Genomic DNA, 18462 nt, shown 5'->3' with positions numbered 1-18462 from the left:
GTCGTGTTGGGCGCTGTTTTTTTCACCGATAATGAGAGGCCCGGTGGCGTGACGCTTATCGGGCCGATGCTTTCCACACGGGGTTATCCTTCGGCATTCACCACTTTGATTTCCACCATACCGATCCCCAGTTTACGTGGCGAGTGTCCCAAAATGTTGCCCTCGTTGCTGGATTGCGGGTCGGGTGGCGTAATCACCAGCGTGCTGGCCGCTTCCGGATTGTCAAAATGCAGTGTGGTTGTGGAGATATCATTACCTAACCGCAGGATCTGTTCTTCTTTGCCCACACGCACCGGAATGGGACGATCGGCGTTCGCGCCGTAGGCTTTGGCGGTGATCACCAGATCGAATTTTTTGGGCAACGGCGTCTTGTACTCGATTTTGACCTCTTCTCCCACCTGCGCGTTTGACCAGCGCCCCCAGGATTCCGGGCGAGAGATGCCGCTGAACTGTTTCACCTCTTCTGGCGCGCCTGCAACGTTAAAGACGAAACTGTCCGCTTTGTAGCGAATATCGTTATCGACGATTTTCAGCGTATCCACGTTGCCTTTATAGCGTTCCATATCGATGAGGGTGTTCTTAAACGCGGTCTTGCCCTTCCACTGTGCTTTGTTCACGTGCTGTACGGTTTGCTCCCCGCCCAACTGACCCTGCGAGACACACCAGTCGGTAGAGAGCGCCAGTTCCGGCGACCACAGTTGTGCCATTTTGTAGCAGCGATCAACCCAGACAAAGTTGTCGCGTGGGGCAAAATCCGCCAACTGGAAGCGTAGCGGGGCGGAGTATTCGCTTTCCGGCAGCGGTTCAACGCGATTGTCTGAAACGCGCAGCAGCAGCGGCAAACGGAAATGGCTGCCCGAAAAGGCAATCATGTTTTTATCCTGATCGATGGTGAACGTTTTCATCTCTTTGGGGAAATTCCACAAGCGGATGATATCGGGTTTCCACGCCAGAACTTTCTCTTTAATGTTCAGGAACACCAGCGACATGGATTCGCCGGACAAACTGCTGCGCCCGAGTCCAATAAAGTTATCCCCGCCGAGAATATCGAGTATGGTCGCGCCGTTATCCATCGTGTTGCGTTTGACCGCCAGCGTCTCTTGCTGAGGCTGGTCGCCGCGCAGAACGAAAAACAGGTTATTGCGATCTTGTTTATTCAGGTACTTCCATGCGGTGTTGTTCATCGCCAGATGATCGGAAGTGACGACGATAACGGTGTCTTTAAACCACGGAGACGCTTTGATCTTATTGATAAACTGGGCGATGTTTTCCTGGCTGCAACTGACGGCGCTAAATGACTGGTTAGGCTTGCCGTCGAAGTCGTAGCGTTTACGGTTGCAGGTGCGCGAGATAAATCCATCCGGGTGATGCGTGTCGACGGTCAGCGTAAACAGAGAGAAACGCTGGCCGGAGCGAGAGAGTTCTTCAAACTTTTTCCATGCTTCGTCGAGCACGGTATCGTCGTAGAAACCCCAGTCATTACGATACGTTGGGTCCGCGACCACGGTTTTTAACTCTTCGGCGCCGTAGAGATGATCAAAGCCGTGGGATTTCAGGAACACATCTTTGCCGGCAAAACGCAGGTTCGCGCCCTGAACAAAGTAGTTCTGGTAACCGGAGTTCTTCAGGATATCGCCAAGGCAGACATTCTGCGGGAAGAAGCTGGAAACCGATGCCGAGGCGTTGCCTTCAAAGGGGGCAAACAGAGGAATACCGCACTGGGAGGCTACCATCCCGGCAATGGTGTAATCCGTGCCCGGCAATTGCATGGTTTGACTGAAATCTAGCCCTTCGTTTTTCAGCGCGCCCAGTTCCGGAGCGAGATCCGGGAAGGCATCGTTGTCAAAATAGGTGCGCTCAAGACTTTCGCCATAGATATAGACCAGATTCAGTTTGGGGTTGGGGATCGTTTTCGACGGCTCTTTGTAATACGCCGTGAAATCAGGATCGCCATCGCGGGACTGTGATTTCACCAGTTCGGTAATCTGGCGAAACGCCGGGCTGGCATCTACCGAACCCAGTGCCAGCAGCAGTGCCAGCAGACTATAACCCATATGATGAGGATGGTGACGACGGCGGCGAAGAACCCAGCCCAGCGCACCAAATACCAGCGTCAGCGCGAGGAAAATCCCCACGCCCGGAAGAATGTATTTACTGACGCCTGCGCCCGTCAGGCTGTTGGTCAAGGTGTAGAGCACCGCATCGTTGATGCCGTCGCCGGTAAAGTAGTCGCTGGCATAGAGTGTAATGTTCAGGACAACAAAAAGACCGAGCACCGTCAGCGTGGCGGCAAACCACCAGGTGTTACGACCCGCTTTCCAGGCATAAATCAGCACAGAAGCGAGAAACAGGGCGATGGACAGGAATTCAGACAACGAACGATCCTCAGTTATAGCCTGCTCCTCCCGGCTAAATATCAGGAGGGCTAATCTTTTTCGGGGTAGACAATGTAATTGCGATGTTACACTGCTGCAATTCTAGTGACATTAAATTACGTTGTTATTCAGAATTGGTTTAGAAAGCGTATATTTTGATCGCCATCACTTCCCGTGATTCCGGCGTGTATCAAGGGGTGAGGGGAGAAAAGAGAGGATTAAGGCCGCGTTTCAGGCTCAGGCGCTAAAACGCGGCGTGTGAAACGATTAGGAAATGAAACTCATGCCTTGCTTAAGTACCAAATCGCAGGCTTTGGTTTTGACCTGCTCCGCCAGCGGCGTGCTGCCGATGTTGCTCAGATTCAACTGCTGGCCGTCTTTGGTGTTCAGCAGACCCTGAATACCGTCCATATAGTTGGTATCCTGTTTTTGCTCGTTTGCGCTCAGGCCCAGTTTATCCAGAACCTGATTTTTGACGTTCTCCGCATCGGTCGCGGACGCGAGTTTTTGTTTGGCGCAATACTGCAAAATCCCCGCCGCGTTGTTCATGTTGCTGGCGCTCAACGCGTCAGTGCTGCCATTTAACAGACTGGTGAGGGAGGAAAGCGACGTGCTGCTCTGTCCTGAGGTGGTGCTTTTGGTGAGTTCGTTGGCGGCGCTTGAGAGCGAATCCTGCCAGGATGATGCGAAAATGCTGGTGGAGATGAGTGCGCTGGCGGCAATCGCGCAGCGCAGAATGCGTTTTGTTGTTTTCATAATGGTAACTCGTATGTGCCTTTTCAGCGAAAGTATAGCGCTGCTCGTATTAAGAATGGTCTTAATACTCTTTCCCGGTCACACGGCTACGATAGCTATCCCAGTTGAAATTTACCCACAAACTGTTGCCCAAACGCATACGATCCATCACACGCTCGCCGAGCAATTTGCTCATCTCTTCCATATTGCTGTTGGTCAGCATACCTGTAGGGCGTTTTGAGGATGAGCGACGATCGACGATCTGATTGATGATCACTTTTTCGTAGCGAGATTCGGTTTGTACGCCAATTTCGTCGATGACCAGCAGATCGACATTGCTGAGATCGTTGAGCAACTGTTCTTCACTGGTTTCACGATTCGTGAAAGTCTCTTTCATCGCTGACATAATATCGGCGACGGTAATGATCAGGACTGATTTTCCCCGCAGCAGCAGCTCGTTGCAGATTGCCGCCGCAAGGTGGTTTTTTCCGGTGCCTGGCTTGCCCGAGAAGATAAAACTGGCGATGTTGCCATCGAACTCTTCGACATACTGTCGGGCTTTGCTGAGTGCGTTCATTTGGCCGTCGCACTCGACCCGATAGTTCTCGAAAGAGCAGTTTTGATGCAACGGGCGGATGCCGGAACGGTTGAATGTGCGCTGCATCTTCATCGCCCGGTTTTCTCGGGCCAGCGCGGCAGCGCGAATTTCACCCTGCTCTTTCTGCCATGCCAGCAGTTCTTCGCCTGTTTTAAACGCAGGCACTACATTCGCCGGCATTATTTTTTGCAGACGTTTCATCAGATCGCCAACGTTTTTCATCGTTACCCTCTAAATCCCGGTGGAATGTGGTTGTCAGGTTCGCTAATGCTATTCACATCACGTTTGGGCATTCCGCCATTGCTGGAGCGGCCAATCTGGAGACTGCGCGCCAGTTTTTGCTGCCACTGAACATGGTGAAAGACTTTGCCTTCCGCCTGCCAGTAAGTCACAAATGACGCCAGCTCTTCCGCTGTCGCCGGCTCTCTTAACGCGATGCCCCATAATGCCGCCTGACGCTGGAAGTCGGCGTCCGGCTGCCAGTCAGGATACATCGCAAATTTCCCCATCGGTACCGCAACGGGCGTGGCCTGCGGTTCTTCGTAAAACTGCGCGTCCAGTGTGATGTCGCTTCCCGGGCGCGACAGTTTTTCTTCCAGCGCCAGCAATTCTGCCAGACGGGCAGGCGTGACGGCATAAAATGCAGGCACGTTATTGGCAAATACCGCGACCGCGCCGCCAGCCGATTTTGCCAGCACGGCGTTGTGATCGTGGACTAATGCGTCAATACCGATGACGTCCGGGGTTAAAATTCTGCAAGACATAATGTTTCTCAATACGGAACAACAACCGAGAAGGGAGACTGTTTTTATAGTAACACACCGATGACCAGAAGCGGCAGGGAGGCGGGGTCACCGCCTCCGATTCGCAAAGTGATGCCAGAGGAGGGGGAATCAAACGCGTGGGCGTTTGCGGTACAACCAAAGCCCCGGCACAGAAAGTCCGATGGAGAGCGCGCCAACAATGGATGAGGCTTTCAGGAAATTGGTCAGCAAGGTGATCATCAGAGGATCGCTGTAGCCAAAATGGCCGATCTTAACGGCGGAAATCATCGCCGTGTAGGCGGAGATCCCCGGGAACATCGGGATAACCGCCGCTACGGTGAAGACCTTCGGGTGCGCCAGATACCAGCGCGACCACTGGATACCGATGCTGCCGACCAACAACGACGCCATAAAGGTCGACCATTCAATGTTAAACCCGGCGGTCATCATCGCCATCCGTGACCCGTGACCCAGCGCACCCAGCAGGGCGCACCAGGGCAGCGCCCGGTGTGGCACGTTAAAGACCATGGCGAACCCGACGGCCGGGATTGCCGACAAAATCATGTCCTGCATAAGGGCAAGAATAAATTCGATCACACCCATCCGCGAAGCCCCCATAACGTTAAAGCCATCACGACACCTACACAGGTTGCCAGCGTCAACAGGCTGGCGATCGCCCAGCGCGCCAGCCCGGTATTGATGTGACCTTTAAACATATCTGCGACAGAGTTGATTAACGGAAATCCCGGAACCAGCAGCAGTACGCTGGCCGCCATCGCGATGGTCGGGGTTTGACTGAACGTGTCCAGACGCAGTAATAGACCGGAGATGGTTGTGGCGACAAAGGCTGTAATGCAAAAGTTGATTTGCGGGTGGAGATGTCGGTGCGCCAGAAACTGACGGATATACATGGCCACCATGCTGGCGAAAAAGGTGATTACGGCGCCGTCCCATCCGCCCTTATTCAGTTTGCAGAAACAGGCGCAGGAAAGTCCGACCATGAAAGCCACCAGCCATCGCGGATAACGCAGCGGTTTGATTTGGCTAAAACGCTTCTCGACTCCCCGGCAGTCCAGGAGTTTGTGTTCAGCCAGAATCACAATGTGCTGAACTTCCGTGACAACGTGCATATTAATGCCACGATCCTGATTCTTCCGCGTCGACGTCAGACAGTGACCGTCTTTAATGGTGGTGAGAACGATAGCGTTAGAAGAGATGGCGCTTTCTACGCTGTCCATTCCGAGCGCCAGACCCAGACGCGTGGAGAGCTCATCAACCAGTGCGCTTTCTGCTCCGTGCTGCAATAAAAAAAGCCCGCATTGAATACATAACCGTGTAACCGTTCGTTGTAACAACTGCTCTGTTTGCATGACTCGCCCTGATTGAAGAGACGGGTAAAAATGACAAAGTCTTCTTTGTAACACGAAGTGCGAGTCCGTTGGCTCTGGCCCGGATCAATCTTTGTGTTGAAAAAAACGTCAGGGCGATGCGGTTGATCATGTGAACCGCGTCGCCTTCCGTTTTGCGTTGAGATTCATCATTGCAGTGCATTGATCAGGTTATGTCAACGAGGAAGGTTTACGTGAAGCACACCGACGATATTCCCTGACCGCCTGTTGCTAGCATTATGATTATACGGAGATTACTGATACGACAGACACCCTTATTATTTATCAATGAAGATGAGTGGATGTCGTCAAAAACATATTATTAATTTATTAAAAGAAATTAATTCATATTAAAGCAGTCGATCATTTAATTTGGATAATTTACTTGTGCGGTAATTGTTTTTATAAAACATAATGTGATAATGTTAATAGGAACTTATACCAGGTGGGTTCTGGTATGGCCGCAGTCACAATACACAAGAATAAAATAATGGAATAATTCACATCGCTAATCAAATTTATTTTCACTGTGCTATTTATATGTTTTATTTATTAATGGCGGTGGGAATGAGAAAGGATGTGAATATGGAGGGAGTATGTTGCCAGGACGCTACAGAAATGGAATTGTTATCAGTAAAATACCCGTTATCCAGGCCGGACTAAGAGGCATCTTTCTGGGTCACTTTCCCGATCATGAGGTCACATTTTGCCGTTCAATCGAAGCGCTTACGTTGTTGCAGTTGAGTCGCTCTGATCTGGTGTTGGTCGATTTATCGGGGGAGAGCAATCAGCCTCGTGCTGTTTGTGAACAGTTCTGTACATTATTGACGCAATACAGTGAAATTCATTGGGTTTTTCTCGTTTCCCGTACTTACTACCCTTCGGCCATTGAGCTATTGATGGGGCCTGGCACGACGTTGCTTTCTGACGAGGATCCGGTCGAAAGCGTGGTTAACGCCATTCGTTCAGGTAATCATAGTGAAGAGCGAATCAGTAAAGATCTGATATGTCCGACACTGCAAGAGATGAAGGAATATGGCGGTCAGTCGATGGTGCTTACGCTATCGGAACGAAAAGTATTACGGCTTCTCGGAAAAGGCTGGGGAATTAATCAAATCGCGACGTTGTTGAAGAAGAGTAATAAAACCGTCAGTGCCCAGAAAAACAGTGCCATGCGTCGTTTGTCTATACACAGTAATGCCGAAATGTACGCATGGATTAACAGTTCTCAAGGAGCAAGAGAACTGAACTTACCTTCAGTATATGGAGATACCACGGAATGGAAAAAAGAAGCATTAAGAGAAATGTCGCACTGGTAGAAAAGTGTGCAATGAGTAGTATTGGTATTAAGAGTTTATTTAATTCAGTTCCTGAATGTCTCTATAAGCTTCATCTCTTTTCCAATCAGTTTGAATTTAAAAAAGCGATGGTTAATACGCCTTTTTCTGCGGTTATTTTCTCACTTTCTGCAATACGAGAAGATCGTCGGGTCGGGTTGGCGTGCCTGACGGAACTGGCGATCGATTTCCCGCGTATGCGTCGACTGGTCATTGCTGACGACGATGAGGAAGCCCGTCTTATTGGCTCTCTGTCGCCATCGCAACTGGATGGCGTATTAAGTAAATCATCGTCGCTGAACAGTTTACAAGAACAGTTATCTTTAGCGCTGAACGGCGTACGTCAGGTGACGGAAAGCAGCAGCAATCTTTGGTATACCAGTCAGAGTCGTATGATAAGCCCTACAGAGCGTGAGATTTTACAGTTTATGTCGCACGGCTACTCGATGGTTCAGATAGCTGTGCAGCTTGAACGTAATATCAAAACGATCCGGGCACATAAATTTAATGTGATGTCCAAGCTGGGCGTGAGTTCGGATGCCGGGTTGTTGGATGCAGCAGATATCTTGCTGTCTCTGCGCGCTGTGGATCCCCGTTCCAGGCTGCACACGGCATAGCGCTGTGTACCTGAAATGGCGAACGAGGCGTTTTGCTCAGACCTGACGGCGGATCACTGGCAGACATCAATCCAGGTCGCTGACGTCAACTCGGCCATCCTTTCAGGTGCGATTCTTATTGCACTGTTCGTTGCGCCAGCAGCGGGCAATACCTCTGTGTAATGCCTGAGGGAGACGTCGCAATAGACTGGCAGAGGCGTTTCCAGACCAAAAGGGCAGACGCCGCCTGGCGGGTGACCTGTTGCACTCACCACTTCATCAAAACTGAGCATACGCGCTTTCGCCCCAAATGTTTCTTTGAGCTTTTTATTGTCCAGGCGGACATCACCTTTGGCGACAACCAAAATAATGTTGTCTTTCACCTTTAGGGAAAGCGTTTTTGCAATTTGTCCCGGCTCCACATTGTGGGCTTTCGCAGCCAGTTCAACCGTTGCTGTGCTCTGATCCAATTCGATAATTTCAATTTCGGGGGCATATTCGGCCAGAAATTGCCGTACAGATTGCAGACTCATTCATTCCTCCTGACGCGGTGTAAGCAGCCCTGTTCTTCGGAAAACTGCGTGGCGTAATTTGTCATAGGGAAAGTATCGCTGTAAATATTTTAAAGTAACAATCCAGCAACATGCACAAATATTAGATCCTCTTCACAATCACAGAAACCGGTTACAGTAACCGGTTGCGGTACGGGTGGGAGAGATTAATACTAAAATTGTCACTTCCTCTGTATCACATAATAAGAGCCATCTATGAAACTTGATTCTCTACGCTGTATCGCGGGTCTTTATTCCGGCACGGTTGTGAAAAGTGGTAATGGATTCTTACGTGGCGGTGCTGCTGCTGCCTGCATATCTACGTTGTTTTGACGGACTGGAGAGCGGATATGTCTACCAACCATGCTGTGTTTAATGTGATTTTTCGGTTTGTTGAAAACTATGTTAGCCCCGTTGCCGGGCGTATATCCTCACAGCGCCACGTAATGGCGATCCGCGATGGGTTTATTTCGGCAATGCCGTTTATGATTGTCGGATCGTTCTTGCTGGTGTTTGCCTATCCTCCTTTTTCTCCGGATACCACCTGGGGGTTTGCCCGTGCGTGGCTGGATATGGCAAAACAGTTTGAAGGTCAGATACTCACGCCGTTTGATATGACGATGGGGATCATGTCCATCTACATTTGCGCGGCCATCGCATACAACCTGGGGAAACACTACGCTAAGTCGCATCAGTTAGATCCTTTTATGTGCGCAATGCTTTCGATCATGGCGTTTTTACTGATTGCGGCCCCTAAAACGAAAGGTTCCCTGCCGGTTGACAGCCTCGGAGGCACCGGTATTTTTACCGCGATCCTGGTGGCGATTTACTGCGTCGAAATGATGCGTTTTCTGAAAGCGCACAATATCGGAATTCGCTTGCCGGATCAGGTTCCCCCGATGATCAAAAACTCTTTTGATCTGCTGATTCCGGTGTTGGTGGTGGTTCTCACGTTGTACCCACTGAGCCTGCTGATTCAGGCGCAATTCGATATGCTGATCCCACAGGCCATCATGGCGATCTTTAAGCCATTAGTTTCAGCGGCTGACTCCTTGCCGGCAATTTTGCTCGCGGTGTTGATTGGCCATCTGTTGTGGTTTGCGGGGATACACGGCGCCGCGATTGTCTCCGGGATGCTACAGATGTTCTGGCTGACCAATCTTGGGATGAACCAGAGCGCACTGGCGCAGGGCGCACCGCTACCGCATATCTTCATGGAAGCGTTCTGGACGTTCTTTATTGTTGTCGGCGGATCCGGTGCGACAATGGGGCTGGTGATTTGCTATTTGCGTAGCCGGTCTGTCCACCTGCGATCCATTGGTCGTTTGAGTGTGGTTCCCAGCATTTTCAATATTAACGAGCCGGTCATTTTCGGTACGCCGATTGTAATGAACCCGGTATTTTTTATTCCGTTCCTGCTCGCACCGATGGTTAACGCGGTACTGGCCTGGGCGGCAATGAAACTCGACTTGATTGGGCGCGTGATTTCCGTTGTTCCGTGGACCGCACCAGCACCGGTAGGGGCTGCCTGGGCGTTAGGCTGGGATTATCGTGCAGCAGTACTGGTGGTGGTGCTGGCGTTGGTGTCCGCCGTGATTTATTTCCCATTCTTCAAAGTTTACGAGAAACAGTTGCTGGCGCAGGAAGCTGAAGAAGCTCAGCGTACGGAAGAGGAAAGTCAGCAGGTTGCATAAAGCGAAAAAGCAAGGGGCGATGGCTCCTTGCTTATTTTAACGTACAGTCGCCACACTGCTGAACATCAGGAAGGCGATAGCGCTGGCAGCAGGTTCTGCGCACCAAAAGCCCTTCGCGTGGAACAACAGTTCGCCACAGGGGGTTATCTTCACCGCCAGACAGCTTTTTCTCGAAGAAGCAGGTCTGGCGCAGTGTCGCCAACAACTCTTCTCCCAGTAACGGTTTCATTTCTGTCAGATACCAGTGGATCAAATACCCGGTATTGCTCCAGATGAGTTTGCTATTAATCTCTCCGGTGGCTTCCAGCGCCTGAACGATGGGCATTAACGCCCGGAGAATCAACGTTTCCATCCGTTGCTGGGGAGTGTGTAACGTCGCCCGGTTATCCTGGTGCACGTCAATCCAGAAACAGGCTGCCCGTCCGGTTTCATGAAACTCAACGCTGACATATTCAGGTGAAACATCAATGGCTTCTTCCTGAGTCAGCAGAGCAAGCATCAGCGGGGGAACCATCAGTCCGATATACCATTGCGCCCACAGCGAAATCAGCGGTTTATTTTCGCGTGGCTGTGTGGGTTGATTGCGATAGATATGATCGGAATATATCGCCAGCAAAGAGCGTAACGCGCTGGGAGTAGACCACTGGGCCAGCGTCATGACACCTTGCGGGGCGGGTTCATCAAGACGAATAAATTCCAGTAGATGCTCGCGGGTTTGCGCGATCGTTTCACGCACGGCATCGGCAAGCGCTGGCTCCCCGGACGGGAGATGAGCTTGCCAGATGACATCTTCAATAATAGGAGCAGAGCGATAGGCCATAGCGCTATATCTGGATAGTAATCTAAATGATAATGATTACGAATCCTAGCGATAGAGCGAAACGATGGCAAGTGCTTTGTCGCTATCCTCTGCGACGCAGCACGATTAAACCATCAGGGGAGGGGGAGTTCATCGAAAACCAGCGTGTTATTTCGCCCCTGGTTTTTCGCTTCATACAGCGCTTTATCGGCTCGTGAGATCGCGCCATCAATGTCCTGATCGACCAATGGCGCAATGCCGATGCTGATGGTGACATTTGTCGCAGTACTCTCATTAAACATATGCGGGATCTCGAGATCGTAGACTTTTTGGCGAATCTGTTCGGCGGTAACTCGCGCCTGTTGTTGATCCACCGCAGTCAGCAAAACCATGAATTCTTCGCCGCCAAAACGCGTGACAATATCCCGTGAACGGACGGCGTCACGAATGGCCGCAGAAACGCGAATCAGCGCCTGATCGCCCATCATATGCCCGTAATGATCGTTGTAGGCTTTGAAGTGGTCGATATCGAGGAGTAAGACATAGTGCTCGCGGGTGTCCAGGGCCAGCAGGGTATCCAGCTTATTTTGCAGACCGCGACGATTGTACAAACCGGTCAATGGATCCAGCATACTCAGACCGTTCAGTGTCTCCCTCTCTTCCAGCAAGTTGTACATCAACCGTTGAGCGAAGCGGTCATAGCGCTTTTGGATAACATGCTGAATGGCAACGCCTGCCATCGGCAAGGCCATTAAATAGAGGATCCGTATTCCGTGATCGTGGCCATTAAGCCATAAGCAGACAAACACCGAAGGTAACGAGTGAAGCGTAAACGCAATAATGTTGTTAGCAAACGCAATGGAGCCAATGAATAACACGCTCAGCAGGGAAATCATTAAAAAAGCGTCATCACTATGACCTAACATCCTGTATTTCATTGCAATATAACTCGCCCACAGCAGGCCAAATATCAGGGATACGATGGGAAGACTGATTTTTTTATCGGCGTATTTCCCATGCCAGACCAATAACAGCGTGCTTGCGGCAACGATAAAAACCGCCGGGGCGGGAAGTGTGCTGACCTCAAATAGGGGAAACGCTAATGCAAACAGTGCCGATGCAGCGTTAAGAAACAGAAAAAGGCGGAGTGAAAATTGATACTTCTTGGTACGTAGTGTTCGCCAGGATTGTGCTGTCATATCTAAATATCGTTATTAATCTGCAAGATACGTTGTGTGGGGTACAAAATGAAAAATAACGTGCGAGGATGAAACTCACAGAGGTATACGTTTTATGGTGCTCGTAGGTTAACCAGCGAGCAATTTATCACCCTGCTGAATTTATGTCATCTATCGTTAAGTAAAACTTATTGCTGTGATGAATGCGCCATGCTGACAGATGAGAAATTATATCATATGATATTGATTATCATTATTGCTGTCAGAGGTGAAATCATGTTGCAACGTGCGCTGGGCAGTGGGTGGGGGATATTGTTGCCTGGAATGATTATTACCGGACTGGCGTTTGCCGATCTCTCTCTCGCAGCATGGAAAGCGATGGTTGTGTCAGGATTGCTACTGACTTCATTGATGTTATATCACAAACAGTTACGACACTTTGTGTTGCTGCCATCATGTGTGGCGCTGGTGAGCGGCATTGTGCTGGTGGTGATCAACGCGAGTCAGGGATAAAACAGAGAAGGAAAAAACAGCGTGGGAAATAAGATAATTGGTGCGAGGGGGGGGACTTGAACCCCCACGTCCGTAAGGACACTAACACCTGAAGCTAGCGCGTCTACCAATTCCGCCACCTTCGCACAGTCATCTTACTTTTTGATATCGCCTCGTTGGTGCGAGGGGGGGGACTTGAACCCCCACGTCCGTAAGAACACTAACACCTGAAGCTAGCGCGTCTACCAATTCCGCCACCTTCGCCCAGTGCGAGCAATATCAACGTGGTTTATGGTGCGAGGGGGGGGACTTGAACCCCCACGTCCGTAAGGACACTAACACCTGAAGCTAGCGCGTCTACCAATTCCGCCACCTTCGCATACCATCGATTCTTAAAAAAAGAATCACTACCACGGAGGCGCATTCTAGTGGTTTTCAGCTTTTCGTCAATAGTTAATTACGTGGGATGAATTGATTGCTGTAAAAATGGCCTGGCATGTGGCGACCGGATGACAGATGCCAGCGTCAGACCCGGTCTTCACATTCAGTCAATCAGGCTTTCTTCGCCTGACGGGTCATCACCGTGCGGTATACCTTAAAGCGGCCGGTTTGCGCGATGACTTCGTGGAAGCCAAATGTCTCATCCAGCACTTTCGGATACGGCAGGAAGGCGTTGGCGACAATCCGCAGCTCTCCGCCGCTGTTCAAATGGCGAACGGCGCCGCGAATTAACGTTTGTGCAGCGTCAAGACTGGTCTGAACGCCGTCATGGAAAGGCGGGTTGGAGATGATCATGTCAAAACGCCCCGTCACTTCCGAGAACACATTGCTGGCAAATACGTCACCTTCAATGCCGTTCGCTGCAAGCGTTGCACGGCTGGCTTCAACCGCAGGCGCGGAAACATCACACAAGGTCAGGCGCACTTTCGGGGAGTGGCTCACTAATGCGGCAGACAACACGCCTGCGCCACAGCCAACATCCAGAACTTTACCTTTGGTGTGTGGCGTCAGCGTTGAGAGCAAAAGCTGGCTGCCGACATCCAGACCGTCACGGCTAAACACGCCAGGCAGGGTTTTGATGGTAAGCCCTTCGCAAGTATATTCACCCCAGAAGGCGTCGGCATTAAAGACCGGCTGTTTTTCCAGGCGACCGTGATACAGACCGCAGCGACGCGCACTATCGATTTTATTCAACGGCGCGTATTCGGCCAGCATCTGCTCAGCGCTGCGAACACCGCTACGGTTTTCACCCACCACAAAAATGTCCGTACCGACAGGCAGCAGCGACAATATGTTCATCAACTGAAACTGCGCTTCCGGTTTGTTTTTCGGCCAGTAGTAGATAAATGTGTCGCAGTCGGCGACATCGCTGGCCTGCGCCACCAGGCTAAAACGCGCGTTGTCACCCATCTGGCGGCTCAATACCTGCCAGTGGTGAAATTGTTGAGTATGCACACGGCTGGCGGCACATTCGAAGCGGGCAGGCAGGTCATCCTGCAAATCTCCGGCAAACAGAATACGGCTTTGTTCGAAATCATCACTGTGACGCAGCAAGACTTCACTTGCCGGGGTAAAAGCAGACATGAAAAATTCCTCTATTGTTCCAGGCGGCGATTATAGTTGTTTGTTGGCGCAGTTTCGACGAATTTGCTATATTTGCGCCCCTGACAGACAGGAGCGTTTCGCTATGACATCCCGACGAGACTGGCAGTTACAGCAACTGGGCATTACGCAGTGGTCGCTGCGTCGCCCTGGCGCGCTGCAGGGCGAGATCGCGATTTCACTTCCTGCGCACGTTCGTCTGGTCATGGTTGCCGAGGACTTACCGGCGCTGAATGACCCGCTGATGAGCGATATTTTACGTGCGCTGACCCTTAGCCCGGATCAGGTGCTGCAATTGACGCCTGACCGCGTCACGATGCTGCCGCAGGGGAGTCGCTGCAATAGCTGGCGGCTGGGGACAGACGAACCGCTGTTACTGGAAGGCGCACAGGTATTAAGTCCTGCGTTTAATGAATTACGGGAAAACCCAACGGCACGCGCCGCACTATGGCAACAAATCTGCGCATATGAACACGATTTCTACCCTCAATCCGACTGATCTCCCCGCAGCCTTTCAGATTGAAAAACGCGCCCATGCGTTTCCGTGGAGCGAACACACTTTTGCCAGTAATCAGGGCGAACGCTACCTCAACTATCAATTGACGGTAGACGGGAAGCTGGCGGCCTTTGCCATTACGCAGGTCGTACTGGATGAAGCGACGCTGTTTAATATTGCCGTCGATCCGGATTTTCAACGTCGGGGACTGGGACGCGCGCTGCTGGATCATCTTATTGATGAACTGGAAAAACGCGGCATTCTGACGCTATGGCTGGAAGTCCGCGCCTCTAACGTTGCCGCCATCGCGCTGTATGAAAGCTTAGGCTTTAACGAGGCAACGATCCGCCGCAACTATTATCCGACGGCGGATGGGCGTGAGGACGCCGTCATAATGGCACTTCCTATAAGTATGTAATAAAAGAGGCAAGGTGTAATGATGAAGTGGGACTGGATTTTCTTTGATGCCGATGAAACGCTGTTTACGTTTGATTCCTTCACCGGTTTACAGCGGATGTTTCTCGACTATAGCGTAACCTTTACCGCTGAAGATTTTCAGGACTATCAGGCCGTCAATCAACCTCTGTGGGTGGATTATCAAAACGGTGCGATCACTTCATTACAGTTGCAACACGCGCGTTTCCTGGACTGGGCTGAACGTTTGAATGTGCCGTCGGGCCAGCTTAATGACGCATTTATTAATGCGATGGCGGAAATTTGCTCGCCATTACCGGGTGCTGTCTCTCTGCTCAACGCTATTCGCGGTAAAACAAAAATTGGCATTATTACCAATGGATTTACCGCGTTGCAGCAAATTCGCCTTGAGCGTACCGGACTGCGCGACTATTTCTCCCTGCTGGTCATCTCTGAGCAGGTTGGCGTGGCGAAACCGGACCCGCGAATTTTTGATTATGCGCTGGAGCAGGCGGGCAACCCTGACCGTTCTCGCGTGCTGATGGTAGGCGATACCGCAGAGTCTGATATTCTTGGTGGTATCAATTCCGGGTTATCCACCTGCTGGCTAAATGCGCACCATCGTGAGCAGCCTGCGGGCATTCAGCCGACCTGGACGGTGACGTCATTAAGCGAACTGGAGCAGCTCCTGTGTAAACACTGATTGCCTCCCCCCTGTTGATGGGTAAAATAGCCGCAATTTTTCGTATTCAACATGCCCGGCCTTAGCCGTGCTTACCTAAGAAGATTTGACTATGACGTTGTCTCCTTTCTTGCAAGAGGTGGCCAAACGCCGCACTTTTGCCATTATTTCTCACCCGGATGCCGGTAAAACTACCATCACCGAAAAGGTGTTGTTATTCGGACAGGCTATCCAGACCGCCGGTACGGTAAAAGGTCGTGGCTCCAGTCAGCATGCGAAATCAGACTGGATGGAGATGGAAAAGCAGCGTGGTATCTCTATTACCACCTCTGTGATGCAGTTTCCGTATCATGACTGCCTCGTTAACCTGCTGGACACCCCCGGGCACGAAGACTTCTCGGAAGATACTTATCGTACGCTGACGGCGGTGGACTGCTGCCTGATGGTGATCGACGCCGCGAAAGGTGTAGAAGACCGTACCCGTAAGCTGATGGAAGTCACCCGTCTGCGCGATACGCCGATCCTCACTTTTATGAACAAACTCGACCGTGACATCCGTGATCCGATGGAAGTGATGGATGAAGTGGAGCGCGAGCTGAAAATCGCCTGTGCGCCAATCACCTGGCCGATTGGCTGCGGTAAGTTGTTCAAGGGCGTTTACCACCTCTATAAAGATGAAGTGTATCTCTACCAGACTGGTAAAGGGCACACCATCCAGGAAGTGCGCATCGTGAAAGGTCTGGAGAACCCGGATCTGGATAAAGCCGTCGGTGAAGAGCTGGCGCAACAACTGCGCGATGAGCTGGAGCTGGTCAAAGGCGCATCTCACGAATTCGATCATGAGCTGTTCCTGGCCGGTGAAATCACGCCGGTCTTCTTCGGTACCGCACTGGGTAACTTCGGTGTGGATCACATGCTGGACGGTCTGGTGGAGTGGGCGCCTGCGCCGATGCCGCGCAAAACCGATACGCGTGTGGTAGAAGCCGAGGAAGAAAAATTCACCGGTTTCGTCTTTAAAATTCAGGCCAACATGGACCCGAAACACCGTGACCGCGTTGCCTTTATGCGTGTCGTTTCCGGTAAATACGAAAAGGGCATGAAAATGCGCCAGGTGCGTACCGGTAAAGACGTGGTGATTTCTGACGCGCTGACCTTTATGGCCGGTGACCGCTCTCATGTGGAAGAGGCGTATCCGGGTGATATCCTCGGTCTGCACAACCACGGCACCATCCAGATTGGCGATACCTTCACCCAGGGTGAAATGATGAAGTTCACGGGTATTCCGAACTTCGCGCCGGAACTGTTCCGCCGTATTCGCCTGAAAGATCCGCTGAAGCAGAAGCAACTGCTGAAAGGGCTGGTGCAGCTCTCTGAAGAGGGCGCGGTGCAGGTCTTCCGTCCTATCGCCAACAACGATCTGATCGTTGGCGCGGTCGGTGTACTGCAGTTTGACGTCGTGGTTGCGCGTTTGAAGAGTGAATACAACGTTGAAGCGATTTACGAATCGGTGAATGTGGCGACCGCACGCTGGGTCGAATGTTCTGACGTGAAGAAATTCGAAGAGTTCAAACGTAAAAACGAAATCCAGTTGGCGCTGGATGGCGGTGATAACCTCACGTATATCGCCCCAACGATGGTCAACCTTAACCTGACGCAGGAACGTTATCCTGACGTTCGGTTCCGCAAAACCCGCGAGCACTAATCTACCTTCCAGAGCGCGGTATCGCCGCGCTCTGCGACGTTTTCCCTCTTCTCCCCCCGTTGCGGAATGTTCTTAAATCCCTCTGTTTTCCCTATGATTGTCTGTTTTTTAACCGCATCAGCAAGCGATTTTGCGATTGTGATCTATATTTAACAAAGTGATGACATTTTTGACGGCTTTTACAACTACTTGGATTGTGAATGTTGGTTGTTAAAGCTGTAAATAATTTTAATCACGATATTAAAAACTGACTCAGAAGGTACCAGGGCAGAGTTTCATCATAAGAATTGCTGATTGTGACCTCTGCCATTGACTTCTGAACTGGGTGATTTTCACCACATTCAGCAATGCAGCCTCGTGTTGCCTGCGCTCAAATTACGAGCAAACCATACAGGAATTAATCGATGACTATGACAAGACTTAAGATTTCTAAAACTCTGCTGGCCGTTATGTTGACCTCCGCTGTCGCGACAGGCTCTGCGTTTGCAGAAACCTCTACGATGGATAAGGCGCAATCCGGGGCTGAAAGCGCAGGGCAAAAGATCGATAGCTCTATGAATAAAGTCGGTAATTTCATGGATGACAGCACCATCACTGCGAAAGTGAAAGCCGCACTGGTGGACCACGAAAGCATTAAGAGCACCGATATCTCCGTTAAAACCGACCAGAAAGTGGTGACACTCAGTGGGTTTGTCGAAAGCCAGGCGCAGGCAGAAGAAGCTGTCAAAGTGGCAAAAGGCATTGAGGGCGTGAGTTCCGTCAGCGACAAACTTCATGTTCGTGATAGCAAATCAGATTCCGTGAAAGGCTACGCAGGCGATACGGCAACTACCAGCGAGATCAAAGCGAAGTTGCTGGCTGATGACACCGTTCCCTCCCGTAAAGTGAAAGTCGAGACTACCGATGGCGTGGTTCAGCTCTCCGGTACCGTCGATTCTCAGGCGCAAATCGAGCGCGCTGAAAGTATCGCCAAAGCGGTTGATGGCGTGAAAAGCGTCAAAAATGATCTGAAAACTCAGTAATTCTTCGTAATTTGCCCTCCTGACTTTGTCGGGAGGC

General features: G+C 51.0%; 19 protein-coding genes and 3 tRNA genes. 9 read left to right on the top strand and 13 right to left on the bottom strand.

Annotated elements, in window-relative coordinates; genetic code table 11:
- Positions 1-83: 83 nt before the first annotated feature.
- The 6 genes from opgB to ACO7SM_RS18460 all read right to left on the bottom strand — a co-directional run bounded on the left by opgB (position 84) and on the right by ACO7SM_RS18460 (position 5842).
- Positions 84-2375, bottom strand: coding sequence for a phosphatidylglycerol--membrane-oligosaccharide glycerophosphotransferase (gene opgB, locus ACO7SM_RS18485; protein ID WP_490468715.1), 2292 nt, complete (start codon positions 2373-2375; stop codon positions 84-86).
- Between the two features lie 267 nt (positions 2376-2642).
- The gene (locus ACO7SM_RS18480; protein WP_203361325.1) at positions 2643-3134 is read right to left on the bottom strand and encodes a YjjA family protein; all 492 of its coding nucleotides are present in this window, start codon (positions 3132-3134) and stop codon (positions 2643-2645) included.
- 58 nt (positions 3135-3192) lie between these two features.
- Positions 3193-3930: a replicative helicase loader DnaC gene (gene dnaC, locus ACO7SM_RS18475; protein WP_490468714.1), complete on the bottom strand. Its 738-nt coding sequence runs from the start codon at positions 3928-3930 to the stop codon at positions 3193-3195.
- 2 nt (positions 3931-3932) lie between these two features.
- The gene (dnaT, locus tag ACO7SM_RS18470) at positions 3933-4472 is read right to left on the bottom strand and encodes a primosomal protein DnaT (RefSeq protein ID WP_490468713.1); all 540 of its coding nucleotides are present in this window, start codon (positions 4470-4472) and stop codon (positions 3933-3935) included.
- Between the two features lie 129 nt (positions 4473-4601).
- Complete coding sequence (locus tag ACO7SM_RS18465; RefSeq protein WP_490468712.1) at positions 4602-5075, bottom strand: threonine/serine exporter; 474 nt, start codon at positions 5073-5075, stop codon at positions 4602-4604.
- Complete coding sequence (locus tag ACO7SM_RS18460) at positions 5066-5842, bottom strand: threonine/serine exporter family protein (RefSeq protein ID WP_490468711.1); 777 nt, start codon at positions 5840-5842, stop codon at positions 5066-5068. Before ACO7SM_RS18460 ends, ACO7SM_RS18465 begins: the two co-directional genes overlap by 10 nt.
- Before the next feature lie 614 nt (positions 5843-6456).
- On the opposite strand from ACO7SM_RS18460, the gene ACO7SM_RS18455 reads away from it, so the two are divergent.
- Together ACO7SM_RS18455 and bglJ are read left to right on the top strand one after the other, a co-directional pair.
- On the top strand, positions 6457-7179 hold the full coding sequence (locus ACO7SM_RS18455; RefSeq protein ID WP_490468710.1) for a LuxR C-terminal-related transcriptional regulator: 723 nt from the start codon (positions 6457-6459) through the stop codon (positions 7177-7179).
- Positions 7140-7814 (top strand): DNA-binding transcriptional activator BglJ, encoded by a 675-nt coding sequence (gene bglJ, locus ACO7SM_RS18450; protein ID WP_490468709.1) that lies wholly within the window; start codon positions 7140-7142, stop codon positions 7812-7814. The genes ACO7SM_RS18455 and bglJ overlap by 40 nt, the downstream gene beginning before the upstream one ends.
- A 53-nt stretch (positions 7815-7867) precedes the next feature.
- Here the strand turns inward: bglJ and ACO7SM_RS18445 are convergent, their stop codons facing one another.
- Positions 7868-8326: a YbaK/EbsC family protein gene (locus tag ACO7SM_RS18445; protein ID WP_490468708.1), complete on the bottom strand. Its 459-nt coding sequence runs from the start codon at positions 8324-8326 to the stop codon at positions 7868-7870.
- A 368-nt stretch (positions 8327-8694) separates the two neighbouring features.
- Here ACO7SM_RS18445 and ACO7SM_RS18440 point away from each other — a divergent pair, with 368 nt between their 5' ends.
- Positions 8695-10038: a PTS sugar transporter subunit IIC gene (locus ACO7SM_RS18440; RefSeq protein WP_490468707.1), complete on the top strand. Its 1344-nt coding sequence runs from the start codon at positions 8695-8697 to the stop codon at positions 10036-10038.
- 31 nt (positions 10039-10069) lie between these two features.
- Here ACO7SM_RS18440 and fhuF read toward each other — a convergent pair whose 3' ends face one another.
- Together fhuF and ACO7SM_RS18430 are read right to left on the bottom strand one after the other, a co-directional pair.
- Complete coding sequence (gene fhuF, locus ACO7SM_RS18435; protein WP_490468706.1) at positions 10070-10858, bottom strand: siderophore-iron reductase FhuF; 789 nt, start codon at positions 10856-10858, stop codon at positions 10070-10072.
- Between the two features lie 113 nt (positions 10859-10971).
- Positions 10972-12036 carry a GGDEF domain-containing protein gene (locus ACO7SM_RS18430; protein WP_490468705.1) on the bottom strand — a complete coding sequence of 355 codons (1065 nt, stop codon included), beginning with the start codon at positions 12034-12036 and terminating at the stop codon, positions 10972-10974.
- 216 nt (positions 12037-12252) lie between these two features.
- Here ACO7SM_RS18430 and ACO7SM_RS18425 point away from each other — a divergent pair, with 216 nt between their 5' ends.
- Positions 12253-12528 carry a DUF1435 domain-containing protein gene (locus tag ACO7SM_RS18425; RefSeq protein WP_490468704.1) on the top strand — a complete coding sequence of 92 codons (276 nt, stop codon included), beginning with the start codon at positions 12253-12255 and terminating at the stop codon, positions 12526-12528.
- A gap of 38 nt (positions 12529-12566) precedes the next feature.
- On the opposite strand, the gene ACO7SM_RS18420 is transcribed toward ACO7SM_RS18425, so the two are convergent.
- The 4 genes from ACO7SM_RS18420 to rsmC all read right to left on the bottom strand — a co-directional run bounded on the left by ACO7SM_RS18420 (position 12567) and on the right by rsmC (position 14091).
- Positions 12567-12653: transfer RNA gene (locus ACO7SM_RS18420), tRNA-Leu, on the bottom strand.
- A gap of 31 nt (positions 12654-12684) precedes the next feature.
- Positions 12685-12771: transfer RNA gene (locus ACO7SM_RS18415), tRNA-Leu, on the bottom strand.
- 28 nt (positions 12772-12799) lie between these two features.
- A tRNA-Leu gene (locus ACO7SM_RS18410) sits at positions 12800-12886 on the bottom strand.
- A gap of 173 nt (positions 12887-13059) precedes the next feature.
- Positions 13060-14091, bottom strand: a complete 1032-nt coding sequence (gene rsmC / locus ACO7SM_RS18405) for a 16S rRNA (guanine(1207)-N(2))-methyltransferase RsmC (RefSeq protein WP_490468703.1) — start codon at positions 14089-14091, stop codon at positions 13060-13062.
- Positions 14092-14194: 103 nt separating this feature from the next.
- On the opposite strand from rsmC, the gene ACO7SM_RS18400 reads away from it, so the two are divergent.
- From ACO7SM_RS18400 to osmY, 5 genes are all read left to right on the top strand, one after another.
- On the top strand, positions 14195-14608 hold the full coding sequence (locus tag ACO7SM_RS18400) for a DNA polymerase III subunit psi (protein ID WP_490468702.1): 414 nt from the start codon (positions 14195-14197) through the stop codon (positions 14606-14608).
- Complete coding sequence (gene rimI / locus ACO7SM_RS18395; RefSeq protein WP_490468701.1) at positions 14577-15023, top strand: ribosomal protein S18-alanine N-acetyltransferase; 447 nt, start codon at positions 14577-14579, stop codon at positions 15021-15023. The genes ACO7SM_RS18400 and rimI overlap by 32 nt, the downstream gene beginning before the upstream one ends.
- A gap of 21 nt (positions 15024-15044) precedes the next feature.
- Positions 15045-15722, top strand: coding sequence for a pyrimidine 5'-nucleotidase (yjjG, locus tag ACO7SM_RS18390; protein WP_490470980.1), 678 nt, complete (start codon positions 15045-15047; stop codon positions 15720-15722).
- A 91-nt stretch (positions 15723-15813) separates the two neighbouring features.
- Positions 15814-17403 carry a peptide chain release factor 3 gene (gene prfC, locus ACO7SM_RS18385; protein WP_490468700.1) on the top strand — a complete coding sequence of 530 codons (1590 nt, stop codon included), beginning with the start codon at positions 15814-15816 and terminating at the stop codon, positions 17401-17403.
- A gap of 404 nt (positions 17404-17807) precedes the next feature.
- Complete coding sequence (osmY, locus tag ACO7SM_RS18380) at positions 17808-18425, top strand: molecular chaperone OsmY (protein ID WP_192610976.1); 618 nt, start codon at positions 17808-17810, stop codon at positions 18423-18425.
- Positions 18426-18462 lie beyond the last annotated feature (37 nt).

The organism is Citrobacter sp. LJND-P06 (genome assembly GCF_058188415.1).
Note: the sequence above shows the minus strand (reverse complement) of the source record. Positions and strands in the feature narration are given on the sequence as shown.

Excerpts from the sequence above, each read along its gene's own strand:
- dnaC (WP_490468714.1), bottom strand. The coding sequence starts at position 3,930 with ATGAAAAACGTTGGCGATCTGATGAAACGTCTGCAAAAAATAATGCCG.
- dnaT (WP_490468713.1), bottom strand. The coding sequence starts at position 4,472 with ATGTCTTGCAGAATTTTAACCCCGGACGTCATCGGTATTGACGCATTA.
- ACO7SM_RS18465 (WP_490468712.1), bottom strand. The coding sequence starts at position 5,075 with ATGGGTGTGATCGAATTTATTCTTGCCCTTATGCAGGACATGATTTTG.
- ACO7SM_RS18460 (WP_490468711.1), bottom strand. The coding sequence starts at position 5,842 with ATGCAAACAGAGCAGTTGTTACAACGAACGGTTACACGGTTATGTATT.
- ACO7SM_RS18455 (WP_490468710.1), top strand. The coding sequence starts at position 6,457 with ATGTTGCCAGGACGCTACAGAAATGGAATTGTTATCAGTAAAATACCC.
- bglJ (WP_490468709.1), top strand. The coding sequence starts at position 7,140 with ATGGAAAAAAGAAGCATTAAGAGAAATGTCGCACTGGTAGAAAAGTGT.
- ACO7SM_RS18445 (WP_490468708.1), bottom strand. The coding sequence starts at position 8,326 with ATGAGTCTGCAATCTGTACGGCAATTTCTGGCCGAATATGCCCCCGAA.
- ACO7SM_RS18440 (WP_490468707.1), top strand. The coding sequence starts at position 8,695 with ATGTCTACCAACCATGCTGTGTTTAATGTGATTTTTCGGTTTGTTGAA.
- fhuF (WP_490468706.1), bottom strand. The coding sequence starts at position 10,858 with ATGGCCTATCGCTCTGCTCCTATTATTGAAGATGTCATCTGGCAAGCT.
- ACO7SM_RS18430 (WP_490468705.1), bottom strand. The coding sequence starts at position 12,036 with ATGACAGCACAATCCTGGCGAACACTACGTACCAAGAAGTATCAATTT.
- ACO7SM_RS18425 (WP_490468704.1), top strand. The coding sequence starts at position 12,253 with ATGATATTGATTATCATTATTGCTGTCAGAGGTGAAATCATGTTGCAA.
- rsmC (WP_490468703.1), bottom strand. The coding sequence starts at position 14,091 with ATGTCTGCTTTTACCCCGGCAAGTGAAGTCTTGCTGCGTCACAGTGAT.
- ACO7SM_RS18400 (WP_490468702.1), top strand. The coding sequence starts at position 14,195 with ATGACATCCCGACGAGACTGGCAGTTACAGCAACTGGGCATTACGCAG.
- rimI (WP_490468701.1), top strand. The coding sequence starts at position 14,577 with ATGAACACGATTTCTACCCTCAATCCGACTGATCTCCCCGCAGCCTTT.
- yjjG (WP_490470980.1), top strand. The coding sequence starts at position 15,045 with ATGAAGTGGGACTGGATTTTCTTTGATGCCGATGAAACGCTGTTTACG.
- prfC (WP_490468700.1), top strand. The coding sequence starts at position 15,814 with ATGACGTTGTCTCCTTTCTTGCAAGAGGTGGCCAAACGCCGCACTTTT.
- osmY (WP_192610976.1), top strand. The coding sequence starts at position 17,808 with ATGACTATGACAAGACTTAAGATTTCTAAAACTCTGCTGGCCGTTATG.